Source organism: Oceanobacter sp. 1_MG-2023, from assembly GCF_030689025.1.
Lineage (GTDB): Bacteria > Pseudomonadota > Gammaproteobacteria > Pseudomonadales > Oceanobacteraceae > Oceanobacter.
On the sequence record NZ_JAUYWA010000001.1, the window covers coordinates 275544 to 287975 of the forward strand.

The 12432-nt window shown below is 52.7% G+C and carries 13 protein-coding genes; 2 read left to right on the forward strand and 11 right to left on the reverse strand.

Going from position 1 to position 12432, the window contains the following annotated elements; all coding sequences use genetic code 11:
• Positions 1–4: 4 nt before the first annotated feature.
• The 10 genes from tolB to clpB all read right to left on the reverse strand — a co-directional run bounded on the left by tolB (position 5) and on the right by clpB (position 9235).
• The gene (gene tolB, locus Q8W22_RS01155; RefSeq protein WP_305451382.1) at positions 5–1264 is read right to left on the reverse strand and encodes a Tol-Pal system beta propeller repeat protein TolB; all 1260 of its coding nucleotides are present in this window, start codon (positions 1262–1264) and stop codon (positions 5–7) included.
• A gap of 20 nt (positions 1265–1284) precedes the next feature.
• Positions 1285–2130: a cell envelope integrity protein TolA gene (tolA, locus tag Q8W22_RS01160; protein ID WP_305451383.1), complete on the reverse strand. Its 846-nt coding sequence runs from the start codon at positions 2128–2130 to the stop codon at positions 1285–1287.
• Positions 2127–2576 (reverse strand): protein TolR, encoded by a 450-nt coding sequence (gene tolR, locus Q8W22_RS01165; protein WP_303433770.1) that lies wholly within the window; start codon positions 2574–2576, stop codon positions 2127–2129. The genes tolA and tolR overlap by 4 nt, the downstream gene beginning before the upstream one ends.
• Positions 2576–3286, reverse strand: a complete 711-nt coding sequence (gene tolQ / locus Q8W22_RS01170; RefSeq protein ID WP_303433772.1) for a protein TolQ — start codon at positions 3284–3286, stop codon at positions 2576–2578. The genes tolR and tolQ overlap by 1 nt, the downstream gene beginning before the upstream one ends.
• 2 nt (positions 3287–3288) lie before the next feature.
• A complete protein-coding gene (locus Q8W22_RS01175) occupies positions 3289–3735 on the reverse strand; it encodes a YbgC/FadM family acyl-CoA thioesterase (RefSeq protein WP_303433774.1) in 447 nt (148 codons plus the stop codon).
• Positions 3722–4753 carry a Holliday junction branch migration DNA helicase RuvB gene (ruvB, locus tag Q8W22_RS01180; protein ID WP_303433776.1) on the reverse strand — a complete coding sequence of 344 codons (1032 nt, stop codon included), beginning with the start codon at positions 4751–4753 and terminating at the stop codon, positions 3722–3724. Before ruvB ends, Q8W22_RS01175 begins: the two co-directional genes overlap by 14 nt.
• Positions 4750–5361, reverse strand: a complete 612-nt coding sequence (gene ruvA, locus Q8W22_RS01185) for a Holliday junction branch migration protein RuvA (RefSeq protein WP_303433778.1) — start codon at positions 5359–5361, stop codon at positions 4750–4752. Before ruvA ends, ruvB begins: the two co-directional genes overlap by 4 nt.
• An 81-nt stretch (positions 5362–5442) precedes the next feature.
• Positions 5443–5973: a crossover junction endodeoxyribonuclease RuvC gene (gene ruvC / locus Q8W22_RS01190; protein WP_303433779.1), complete on the reverse strand. Its 531-nt coding sequence runs from the start codon at positions 5971–5973 to the stop codon at positions 5443–5445.
• Between the two features lie 8 nt (positions 5974–5981).
• Positions 5982–6416, reverse strand: a complete 435-nt coding sequence (locus Q8W22_RS01195; protein ID WP_305413810.1) for a protease complex subunit PrcB family protein — start codon at positions 6414–6416, stop codon at positions 5982–5984.
• 200 nt (positions 6417–6616) lie between these two features.
• A complete protein-coding gene (gene clpB, locus Q8W22_RS01200) occupies positions 6617–9235 on the reverse strand; it encodes an ATP-dependent chaperone ClpB (protein ID WP_303433783.1) in 2619 nt (872 codons plus the stop codon).
• A 333-nt stretch (positions 9236–9568) separates the two neighbouring features.
• Between clpB and Q8W22_RS01205 the strand changes: the two genes are divergently transcribed.
• Positions 9569–10486, forward strand: a complete 918-nt coding sequence (locus tag Q8W22_RS01205) for a DMT family transporter (RefSeq protein ID WP_305413813.1) — start codon at positions 9569–9571, stop codon at positions 10484–10486.
• A gap of 166 nt (positions 10487–10652) precedes the next feature.
• The gene (locus tag Q8W22_RS01210; RefSeq protein WP_303433786.1) at positions 10653–11570 is read left to right on the forward strand and encodes a LysR family transcriptional regulator; all 918 of its coding nucleotides are present in this window, start codon (positions 10653–10655) and stop codon (positions 11568–11570) included.
• 65 nt (positions 11571–11635) lie between these two features.
• Here the strand turns inward: Q8W22_RS01210 and Q8W22_RS01215 are convergent, their stop codons facing one another.
• Complete coding sequence (locus Q8W22_RS01215) at positions 11636–12073, reverse strand: thioesterase family protein (RefSeq protein ID WP_303433788.1); 438 nt, start codon at positions 12071–12073, stop codon at positions 11636–11638.
• Positions 12074–12432: the final 359 nt, after the last annotated feature.

The window sequence follows — 12432 nt, forward strand, 5'->3', positions numbered from 1 at the left end:
GTTTTTAGTTTTTAAAAATCGGGGACCACGCTGGCTCCCTTACATCGCCATATTTGGATGGCAATCGAAATTTGACGTCACCATCCACAGAGACTGCGGCTAATATGCTGCGATCTGCTTCACTGGCTGCATAAATTACCATACTTCCATTAGGTGCAACACTCGGTGACTCATCAAGGTCGGTATCTGTTGTAAGAATATGAACTTGTCCCGAATGCAGGTCCTGAGAGGCAATATGAAAGTTCTTGCCTTCCCGGTGCACATAAATCAATTTGCGCCCATCATCCGTGACTCTGGCTCGGGCATTATAGCTACCCTCATATGTTATTCGTTTGACAGCTTTGCTACTGACATCCAACTGATATATCTGTGGCCCACCTGCCCGGCTGGAAGTAAATACCAAATGACGATTATCCATCATCCACTGTGGCTCAGTGTCAATAGCGTAATGATTTGTCAGCCGCTCGGTTTTGCGACTGGCAAGATCCATTACATAAATATCCGGATTCCCCAAATAAGACCGAACAAAGGCCAACCGCGTACCGTCTGGTGAAAATGCCGGTGCACTGGTCGATCCTTCCATTTGTAACACCAGCTCACGCTTGCCAGTCGCCAGCTCCTGAAAATAAATAGCACTGCGGCCACTTTCAAATGATACATACGCTACTTTCTTGCCATCCGGTGCCCAGGCAGGGGAAATAATCGGATCCTTGGAAGTAAATACAAGCTGTTCCCTGGCGCCATCGGCATCGGCATAATTCAAATTAAAGCGCGTACGTTCACGATTGGTCGTCACATAAATAAGCCGGGTTGAAAATACTCCAGGAATACCCGTCAGTTTTTCAAAAACATAATCACTGATGTAATGGGCGATATCCCGTAATTGACTGGCTTTGCCTTTAACCCGGTGCCGTAGTAACTCTACTTTCTGATGAACATCCAGAACATGGAATTCCATAGCATATCCGCTATCATCGATCGAAATACGGCCAATTACGACAAAATCCTGGCGCAAATTGCGCCAATCACTATAAGTAACCGCTTCAAGGGCCGTTGGCTGACTGATCATATTCGCAACCGGCAATATCTTGAAATAACCACTGCTGCCCAAATCGTTGGCAATAATACCGCTGATATCTTCAGGCAGCTGCCCTTCTCCTTGCCATTCGAATGGCACAACCGCGATAGGTATCGCGGATTGCTTGCCTTGAGTCACTTCGATAACCAGTTCAGCCTGAGCCATGCCAGTCATCATTAACAGCATCAGTATGCTAATCCATTGTTTTACCACGTTGCATTCTCCGGTCTGAAAACCATGGTGAGTGTACGGAAACTGCGCTCGAATACCCGCACGTCTTTGGGAACCGGCAAGGGTGATGCCTTGAGCACCGCCTGTTCAACCGAGCGATCCAGCGCCGTGTTGCCACTGCCTTTGATAACCACAACACTGATGACTTCCCCGGTCGGAACCAGGTTGATACGCACCGTTACCTGCTGGTCGGGCTTGACTGCTGGCGGGTACAGCCAGCTGCGCTCAACTTTTTCTCGTACCTGGGAAACAAAGTCTGCCTCCAGCTCCGCTTCGACTTTGGCGCGCCGTTCATTTTCTTGCTGTTGCTGCATTTCCTGAGCGGCCTGCTCGGTTGCCAGTTGCTCCAGCAGTTGCTGTTCTTCTTCGCGTAACTGCTGCTCACGCTCGGCAGCGGCTGCCGCTTCTTCGGCTTCAGCTTTTGCCTTGGCATCCGCCTCGGCTTGTGCCTCAGCTTCGGCTTGCTGTTGTGCTTGCTGTTTTTTCTGTTGGGCCTCAGCCTGCTGCTTTTTCTTTAGTGCCAAAGCATCGGCTTCACGCTGCTTTCTGGCTTTCTCAGCCGCCTGTTTTTTCTTCAGCGCATCGGCGGCCTGTTGTTTTTGTTGTTGGGCATGTTGTTGCTGTGCCTGTTGTTGACGCTGCTGCACGGCACGATTTTCTGTTGCGACCACATTCGCAATAATATGTTTGGGCACCGGAGGCTTGATGATGCGCTCTGCCGCAGGCCATTGCAGCAAGAATAAGCCAGCAACACCGCCATGCAGCAAAATGGCCAGCATCACTGGTATCGAGTAAGACGACGGCTTAAACCACTGTTTCACTCGCCTGCTTCCGCATCCGGGGCTTCAGTAATCAGACCTACATCCGATATACCCGCCACTTGCAAACCTCCCATCAGGCGCACGACCTTGCCGTAGGCAACCTGCTCATCCCCTCGAATCATGACCCGGGTAGCCGGAACCTCGGCTTTTACCTTGGCCATATAATCCTGTACTTGCATCAGAGTCATCGCCGCGGGCTGGCCTTCTTCACGCTCGATAAAATACACACCCTGCTGATTCACGGAGATAACCAGGGTATGGTCATCAGGTTCAATTTCAACCGGCGTCGAGTCAACCCGGGGCAAGTTCACCTGGATACTTTGTACCAGCATGGGAGCTGTCACCATAAAAATCACCAGGAGCACCAACATTACATCGATGTAGGGCACAACGTTGATTTCTGCAACAGGCCGTCGTTTGGCCGCCGGTGGCTGCATTGACTCCATTATTTTTCCCCGCTTGCCGCAGGCTTGGCCCCTTGTTTCAACCGTAATGCCTGTCGGTACAGCAATGAAGAAAATTCATCGGCAAACGTATTCATACCTGTCGTCAAGTGATCCACTCGCGAAACAAACCGGTTATAAAAAATAACCGCAGGAATGGCCGCCAACAGACCCATGGCGGTCGCTACCAGTGCTTCGGAAATACCCGGGGCCACGGTTGCAATGGTGGCCTGCTTGACCGAAGCCAAACCATGGAACGAATTCATAATGCCCCACACCGTACCAAACAGGCCGATATAAGGACTGGTGGAGCCGACGGTGGCCAGCATAGGCAAGTGAGCATCCAGCGCTTCCGACTCCCGGGTAATCGCAATCCGCATTGCCCGCTGGCAGCCCTGGATCATGGCATCCGGGTCATGCGTACTCTGCTGCCGCATCTTGCCAAATTCTTTCAGCCCCGCCATAAAGACGTTTTCGATCATGCTGGTTGTTTCTTTGGCCTGACACTCTCGATACAGATCATTGAGATCGGCACCGGACCAGAAGCGATCTTCAAAATCCAGCAATTGGGCACGGCTGGCAGATAGCACCCGGCTGCGCTGGAAGATCACAACCCAGCTACTCACCGACGCCAGCAACAGCATCAGCATCACCAGCTGTACAACAATACTGGCATTGAGCACCAGGCTGAAAATGGACATGGACTCGTTCACTGCTACTCCCTGACATCCGTTGAGTTCCCCGCGGCGGACAACTGATCCTGCATACGGGTGGTAATAATGGCAGGCAAAGCCATCGGCTTGCCTTCAAAGTTCATGGTGGCGATAACAACATTCGCAGTCACCAGCCGTTCATGCTCACCGCTGTTATTGATGCGACTGACCAGGTGCGATATGTGCAAGCGGGCCTTGCCGACCTTATCGACCTGCACTGAAACATTCAGTTCATCATCCAGCCGGGCCGGTTTGCGGTATTTGACGTCAATGGCAGTTACGACAAGCAGAATACCCTGCTGTCGCAGTATTTCCTGGCCAATATCCATGGACCGCAACCACTCGGTTCGGGCGCGCTCCATGTAGCGTAAATAATTGGCATGATAAACGATGCCACCGGCATCGGTGTCTTCAATATAAATACGGACCGGCCAGTCAAACAGATTCATCTTGAGGCCCCAGTCGTGCCGGCAATGGCAAACCAAAATGCAGGTAGGCCAACCGGGTTGCCATGCGGCCTCGTGGCGTGCGGGTAATATAACCCTGTTGCATCAGATAAGGCTCCAGTACATCTTCGATGGTATCCCGTTCTTCACCAATGGATGCTGCCAGGCTGTCGACCCCGGCGGGGCCACCATCGTATTTTTCCATCAGGGTTAATAACAGGCGACGGTCCATATGATCAAAGCCCTGGGCATCCACATTCAACATGTTCAGTGCTGCATCGGCACAGGCCAGATCAACGCTGCCATCCCCCTTGACCTGGGCATAATCGCGTACCCGCCGTAACAGGCGGTTGGCAATCCGCGGCGTTCCGCGCGCACGACGAGCAATTTCCCTGGCCCCGGCATGATCGACTTCCAGCTCCAGTAGTGAGCCTGAGCGACTGACAATAGTGCTGAGGTCGTCCTCATTATAAAACTCCAGTCGCTGTACAATGCCAAACCGGTCTCGTAATGGCGAAGTCAACAACCCCGCCCGCGTGGTCGCACCCACCAGGGTAAAAGGTGGCAGTTCTATCTTGATGGAGCGGGCTGCTGGCCCTTCTCCCACCATGATATCGAGCTGATAATCTTCCATCGCCGGATACAGTACTTCTTCTACCGCGGGATTCAGGCGATGGATTTCGTCAATAAACAGTACATCACCCGCTTCGAGGTTGGTCAGCATGGCGGCCAGATCACCGGCTTTTTCCAGTACCGGGCCAGACGTGGACTTGATCGATGCGCCCATTTCGACAGCAATGATATTGGCCAGCGTGGTTTTCCCCAGTCCGGGTGGACCAAACACCAGCGTGTGGTCCAGAGCCTCCTGGCGGGCACGAGCAGCACCAATAAAGATTTCCATCTGCTCCCGCACCACGGGCTGGCCAATATAGTCGTCAAGGGTTTTGGGACGAATAGCACGATCTTGATGCTCTTCACCCGGAGCCGACACAGGACTGATAAAACGATCAGTTTCTATCATGCGTTACCCAGACTGTTTTTGAGGGCCAACCGAATCAGTTCTTCCGCGGTGGTCGCCTGATCCACAAACTTGTTCAGCATCCGGGCTGCCTCTGCGGGCTTGTAGCCCAGAGACACCAGTGCCGACTCGGCTTCCAACAGAATCATATCTGCAGACGCCTGCTCGGCATGATCCGCGGCTTGCCACAGCGGAGCCGGTGTCTGCCATTCTTTCAGGCGATCACGCATCTCCACGACCAGCCGCTCAGCCGTTTTTTTGCCAACGCCAGGCAAGCGGGTCAAGGCGGTAATGTCTTCATTATGCACACACATGGCAAAGGCATTAACATCCATACCAGACAAGATAGCCAATGCCAGTTTGGGTCCGACGCCGCTGACCTTGATCAGGGTCCGAAACAAGGAACGCTGGCTTTTATCACTGAAACCATACAACTGGTGAGCATCTTCACGAATCGCCAGATGGGTATACAGCACCACAGGGGAGCCGGTATTCCCCAGAACGGCAAAGGTCGTCAGCGGGGCCTGCACCTCGTAGCCAACGCCATTGACATCAACCAGCAAATCCGGGGCGGATTTTTCGAGCACAACGCCCTGTAAACGACCAATCATAGCGATACCTGCACAAAAAGCGGCTTAGCCTACCAGCAAAGCCAAGCATGGCTCAACTGCCCGGACAAAGCACAGTTGGAGTCAAGAAGGAAAGTTAACCGGACGTCCCCGGCGGCTGCCTTTGGCACCGGCCCGGGCAACCAGGCTGGCAGCAGTAAAGGCATGACAAAGCGCAATCGCCAGCGCATCCGCCGCGTCTGCCTGCGGCCGGCCGGGCAATTTCAGCAAGGTTTGCACCATATGCTGAACCTGTTCTTTTTCCGCTCCGCCGGTACCCGTCACCGCCATTTTAATCGCTCGCGGAGCATACTCCGCCACCGGCAGTTGCTGTAATGCCGCGACAACCATAGCGACACCACGTGCCTGACCGAGTTTCAGCGCCGAGGCGGCATTTTTTCCCATAAAGGCCTGCTCAATCGCAAATTGTTGCGGCGACCAGGTTTCGATCACTTCATTAACCGAGGTGAAAATAGTCTGTAGCCGCTGTGGCATGTCGCCATCACCGCAGCGGATACAGCCGCTGGTAATGTACTCCACGCGCTGACCGACGGCATTAATCACACCAAAGCCGGTCACTCGTGAGCCGGGGTCAATACCCAGAATAATTGCCAAACCAGCTCCTAACGGGGGTTAGCCGGATTAAAGAATTGCCAGACGGCACCAGAATCACTGCTACTGACCCGCAACGATTGCCATGTTTCTGGCAAGGTCAGCATGATACAGGGGGATGTCATGACTTGCGCGGCTATACTGCCTTGTTGTGGCAGCTGCTCATGGAAGGTCACTGACACCATACTGTCTCTCATTTCACTTTGCTCCAGTACCACCTGATAACCGGGGGTTGGACGCGGACCCAGTGCAATAACGACCTGACTACCATCCTCTTTCAGCGTAACGCCAGCATCCATGCCGCAGTGAAGCTGGTTTTCAGCATGATCGCCCAGATCCACCACGGACCCTGCAACCGATGCACAGGCGGTCAACACCAGTGCCGTACTGATTGTTAGCAACTGGCTGGCTTGCACCAGCCATGAATTCTCCATATGCCGAGCCATCACCATATCCTCCAGATTCCGGGCTGCACGTATTATTCCGTTATCACAGCGGCAACAACCATTCAAATACCGCGCTTGGCAACAGATTCTGCAGCCATCATACAGGCAGCCAGAGCAACTCGTCGGATCCACCACAAAAAAACGGCCCTCTCGGGCCGCTTGATGAAGTCAATAATCAAATAACATCACAATGCTTACGATTACATGGCCACAACAGGATGCCGAGAACTGAATACCAGAGTGGAACCACCCTCTTCCTGTTCTGCCACATCAGCCATGATGGTATCCCCCGGCATGAATTTGCCCGAGAGAATATCCTGCGCCAGTGGGTTTTCGACCCAGCGCTGAATTGCCCGTTTTAATGGCCGAGCGCCAAAGACCGGGTCGTAACCCACATCCACCAGCTTGCCAATCGCAGCGTCACTGAATTCCAATGACAGATCACGTTCCGCCAGGCGGTCACGTAACATCTGCAACTGAATATCAGCGATCCCCCGGATCTGGTCTTTCATCAGCGGATGGAATACCACCGCTTCATCGATACGGTTGATAAATTCTGGCCGGAAGTGATTACCCACAATCTCCATAACAGCATCACGCATGTTTTCATACGGCTGATCGGCAAACAGGTTCTGGATCACATCAGAGCCCAGATTCGAGGTCATCACCAGCACAGTGTTCTTGAAGTTCACCCGACGACCATGACCATCGGTCAATTGGCCATCATCCAGCACCTGCAGCAGGATGTTAAACACATCCGGATGGGCTTTCTCGACCTCATCCAGCAAAATCACGGAATAAGGCTTGCGTCGTACCGCTTCGGTCAGGTGACCACCTTCTTCGTAACCCACATAACCTGGAGGCGCACCGATCAAACGGGACACCGAGTGTTTCTCCATATATTCCGACATATCAATCCGTACCATGGCGTCCTTGCTGTCAAACAGGAAGTTGGCCAACGCCTTGCACAGCTCGGTTTTACCCACCCCGGTCGGGCCAAGGAACAGGAAAGAACCATGAGGTCGATTCGGGTCCGACAACCCGGCGCGGGAACGTCGTACCGCGTTGGCCACGGCCTTGATGGCCTGATCCTGTCCCACCACGGACTCATGTAATACATCTTCCATACGCAGCAGTTTTTCCCGTTCACCTTCCAGCATCCGGCTCACCGGAACGCCGGTCCAGCGAGAAACCACTTCAGCGATTTCATCTTCTGTCACCTTGTTACGTAACAGGGTAAATTCCTGCGAGCCATTGGACTCGGCTTCATTGGCACTGGCCAGTTGTTTTTCCAGCTCAGGAATACGGCCATATTGCAGTTCCGACATTCGTTGCAAATCACCACTACGACGGGCAGCGTCCATCTCGATTCGGGCCTGCTCGAGCAATTCCTTCGATTTGGAAGCACCTTCCAGTAGGGCTTTTTCCTGCTTCCAGACATCTTCCAGCTCGACATAAGCACCGCTGGCTTTATTGATGTCGTCGTTCAGGTCACTCAGACGTTTTTTCGCTGCTTCGTCTTTTTCTTTTTTCAGCGCTTCACGCTCAATTTTCAGCTGAATCAGGCGGCGTTCCAGCTTGTCCATTTCCTGTGGCTTGGAATCGATTTCCATACGAATCACCGAAGCGGCTTCATCAATCAGGTCGATTGCTTTATCCGGCAACTGGCGATCAGCGATATAGCGCGTGGACAGTTTTGCCGCCGCAATAATGGCGCTGTCGGTAATCTGTACGCCGTGGTGAACCTCGTAACGCTCTTTCAGACCACGCAAAATGGCGATCGTATCTTCGACCGACGGCTCATCCACCATGATTTTCTGGAAACGACGCTCCAGCGCTGCGTCTTTCTCGATAAATTCCCGGTATTCGTCCAGGGTGGTAGCCCCCACACAGTGCAACTCGCCACGCGCCAATGCCGGTTTCAGCATATTGCCCGCATCCATCGAGCCTTCGCCCTTACCCGCCCCTACCATGGTGTGCAGCTCATCAATAAAGAGCACGATGCGGCCTTCTTCTTTAGCGACGTCTTTTAATACGGCTTTCAGTCGTTCTTCAAACTCACCCCGATATTTGGCACCGGCCACCAGCGAGCCCATATCCAGCGACAGAATACGTTTGTCCTTGAGGGTATCCGGCACTTCACCATTGACGATACGCTGGGCCAGACCTTCTACGACTGCGGTTTTACCCACCCCGGGAGCACCAATCAGAACCGGGTTGTTTTTGGTTCGGCGTTGCAGTACCTGAATCGTGCGGCGAATTTCATCATCTCGACCAATCACTGGATCCAGCTTGCCCGCTTCGGCCCGTTCGGTCAGGTCGATACAGTATTTTTCCAGCCCCTGGCGGCTGTCTTCCGCATTGGCATCGCTCACAGTTTCACCACCACGCATATCCTCTATCGCCTGTTTCACTTTGGTGGCATCAAGACCGGCCGCTTTTAGCGCCTGGCCTGCAGCCCCTTTGTCTTCCAGTGCCACCAGTAGAAAAATCTCGCTGGAAACGTATTGATCGCCCTGCTGTTTGGCCGCTTTTTCGGTGAGGTTCAATAACCGTCCCAGCTCCGCCGACACCTGGATTTGCCCATCAGGGTTACTGACCCGAGGTTGATCTTGCAGTACCTTCTGCAGGGCTTGCTCCAGCTGCGGCACATTGCTGCCAATACGACGAATTACGTCTTTGACCGAACTATTGGCCTGCTGTAACAACGCCAATAACAAATGGACGGTATCAATCTGATTGTGATCCTGGCTCAAGGCCAGGCTTTGGCTTTCGGCCAGGGCGTTTTGCAAACTGGTGGTTAAACGATCCATACGCATACAGAGCTTCTCCTCTGGTAATACCGGCAAACACCAGCCAAGGAAGGCCGGTACTCACAGCGTTGTACAAAATAAAGTCGGGCAAACTGAAGTTGTGCTAAACAGTGACTGCCTTAATGGTAAATGGAGACTTGATGAATAATTTTCAAGTAAAAAACATCAAAAACAAGAAAATCTAATAGTTGCTTATTGATCCTGAGCAATATTCATCATCCATCCGTATACTGATGCCCAAACCAGCAAATCAGCCGACACCGTCAATACTACGCCGACACAACACTGCTGATATTGAGTCATTTCAATGAATTTAAAGACCAGAGGAATTACACCACTGTGAGTCGCGAACTGCGTATCGGGGCGTTATACCTGATGTTGGGAGAAGCGCTATTAGCCATCATGGGCGCCCTGATCAAACATTTGTCAGACGATCTGTCGACAGAGCAAGTGGTGTTTTTCCGCAATATCCTTGGGCTGATCGTACTGGCCCCCCTGATCATGAACAGTGGCATTGGCAGCCTCAAAACCAGCGTCTGGCATTGGCACCTCATGCGTGGACTGGTAGGGGTTGCAGCGATGTACTGTTATTTCTGGGCGCTTGGCAATATGCCACTGACCGAAGCCTTTCTGGTCAAGCTGTCGAGTCCTTTCTTTATGCCTTTACTGGCCTGGTGGTGGCTAAAAGAACCCACGGGCAAGTTCAGTGGCCTGGCTCTGCTGATCGGATTTTCAGGTGTCGCGATTATCCTGCGCCCCGGAGCCGATAGCACCTTTACCCTCGCGGCCTTGATCGGTTTGCTCGGGGCTGCCCTGGCAGCTCTGGCCAAGGTCACCATCCGGCGCATGTCGGTGACGGAATCCAGCCAGTGTATTGTGTTTTACTTTGGCCTGATTGCCAGCCTGGTCTCTTTTCCCGCCGCCCTGATGAACTGGCGACCGGTTCCCGATGATGCCTGGTGGTGGCTCGCGGCGATGGGCCTGGTGGCAACAGTCGGCCAGCTGGCATTAACCAAAGCGTATCGCACCGCACCGACCGGCAAGGTCGGCGTCTACGTTTACAGCGCAGTTATTTATGGTGCCTTGATGGGTTGGTGGTTCTGGGATGAAATTCCGGGCTGGACCACCATTGCCGGAGCAGTGCTGATTATTCTCGCCGGTATCGTTAATCTGTGGCAGCCTCGTAGCCGTGGCACTCCAGACGCCACGACTGCCACGGCCACCAGCGCGACGACGGCGACAGACAACAGCCGATGACCATGCGCCAACGGATATCACGACTTTACTGACAATTAGCCCAATACGGGCCAAAAGGCATTGAATCCACGCTATTTCGGCGTAAAAGGCATCGAATGTAAGCTGATTATTTCCTCAGGATTAATTATACTCCGGCACTAACCTGTTTTCGGCAAGAATCGTACCCATGTCCCGCATAGACACCCTGCAAACATTTGTTTCTGTTGTACGCGCACGCAACTTCACTTCTGCTGCTGATTCGCTAGGCGTTACGCCATCCGCGGTCAGCAAACAAATCAGTGGTCTGGAAGAGCGTCTGGGAGTGAGATTGTTGAACCGCACGACCCGCTCGGTCAGTCCGACGGAAGCGGGGCAGATGTTTTACCAGCACTGTGAAAACATCCTCGAGTCCATTTCCGAAGCCGAAAAACTGGTCACCGATTTTGATGTGACGCCGCGCGGACGTTTGCGCATCACTGCCATGTCCAATTTTGGCCGCCGCGAACTTGCGCGGATGTTCAATGATTTTTCCGAAAAGTACCCGGATATCAGCTTCGACCTGCATATTTCGGATCGACCGCTGGACATCGTCAAGGAAGGCTACGATTTTGCGCTCCGCATTGGCACTCTGGAAGATTCCCGACTGATTGCCAAACCGGTAGCGCGCCAGAATATTGTGATTTGTGCCTCGCCTCAGTACCTCAAGACCTGGGGCACCCCAACATCACTGGAAGACCTCGACAAGCACCGTATTCTGATGGTCACCAACGCCGAGTTTGCCCGTATTAACTGGCTGCGCCAGTTTGAAAAAGATCACGGCTTCACCTTGTCCAGCGTCGAACGCAAGCTGTCTGTCAACGACATCGATATGGTCTATGAAGCCTGCCTGGCCGGTATGGGTATCACGGCCATCCCGACATATATTGCCGATCATCACTTGCAGAATGGCGAGCTTGTGCGCTTGTTCAGTAATGTTGAGATCCCGGTTCGTACGATCAAGGTGGTATTCCCACAAAATCGCTACCTGGCCACCAAAAGCCGGGCGTTTCTCGACTTTATCAGCGAATATTTCGACGACCTTGGCATTAACAGCGACGACAGCTGATACCACAAGACAAGGCTCCGGCTCCCCTCTGACAGCGCCTTGATCCTTCGTGGCTCAAGCGTTGCTCAGTCGGCACTTTTCCCCTGGCAACGCTGTCTGAATATCTCCGGCACCCGCGCCAGTTTACGTTCCGTATAATCAAAAAATACAATGCCGGTCTTGGCTTCCGCCACCAGTTTACCGCTGGACTGGTTACTGACCCGGTAAATCACATCACAACCGTATTTGTTAAAATCCATCACCCCGACGGCAAAGGTCAATACTTCGCCAATAAAGGCTTCGGCCCGGAAACTAACCACCAGGTCGGCGACCATAATCCCCAGGCCATCAATATCCAGTTCCGAAAAGTCCAGAGAACGCAAATAACGCAGCCGCGCCTCGTGTAGCAGCGTCACCATCCGGTCATTGCCCAGATGGTTGCCATAGTTGATTTCTGAAATCCGGACATCAAGATCAACCGAAAAATCGATCGTCGATGGCAATGCAAGCGTGACTCTGGCCATATTGGCTCCTGTATTTTGTCTATTAATGTCAGGATAAAACGTACTGCGTATAACATCATTGGCCGTGATTGGCCGTCGGAAGTTTATTCCCTCTGATTAAGCACCAGCAGCAAGGAATTATTTTTGTTCTTTGTTATCAAATATGGTCTCTGGCACCATTTATGCGCCAAACGGCCCGAAAGGCAGTCTATAATGGATAACTTGGCATCCATATCGGCCTGAATTATGGTGCCTTGGTATCACAGTAGCGGCCAAACGGCGGCGATCATCATCCCATGCCCCGTGGTTGTACAAATTTGACTCAACGAGTAGACGCCTGGCTGTAACTATGTATTTGAGACTATCAAAAGCGCTTTCGT

Excerpts from the sequence above, each read along its gene's own strand:
- tolB (WP_305451382.1), bottom strand. The coding sequence starts at position 1,264 with ATGCTGTTAATGATGACTGGCATGGCTCAGGCTGAACTGGTTATCGAA.
- tolR (WP_303433770.1), bottom strand. The coding sequence starts at position 2,576 with ATGGAGTCAATGCAGCCACCGGCGGCCAAACGACGGCCTGTTGCAGAA.
- Q8W22_RS01175 (WP_303433774.1), bottom strand. The coding sequence starts at position 3,735 with ATGAATCTGTTTGACTGGCCGGTCCGTATTTATATTGAAGACACCGAT.
- ruvB (WP_303433776.1), bottom strand. The coding sequence starts at position 4,753 with ATGATAGAAACTGATCGTTTTATCAGTCCTGTGTCGGCTCCGGGTGAA.
- ruvA (WP_303433778.1), bottom strand. The coding sequence starts at position 5,361 with ATGATTGGTCGTTTACAGGGCGTTGTGCTCGAAAAATCCGCCCCGGAT.
- Q8W22_RS01195 (WP_305413810.1), bottom strand. The coding sequence starts at position 6,416 with ATGGCTCGGCATATGGAGAATTCATGGCTGGTGCAAGCCAGCCAGTTG.
- clpB (WP_303433783.1), bottom strand. The coding sequence starts at position 9,235 with ATGCGTATGGATCGTTTAACCACCAGTTTGCAAAACGCCCTGGCCGAA.
- Q8W22_RS01210 (WP_303433786.1), top strand. The coding sequence starts at position 10,653 with ATGTCCCGCATAGACACCCTGCAAACATTTGTTTCTGTTGTACGCGCA.
- Q8W22_RS01215 (WP_303433788.1), bottom strand. The coding sequence starts at position 12,073 with ATGGCCAGAGTCACGCTTGCATTGCCATCGACGATCGATTTTTCGGTT.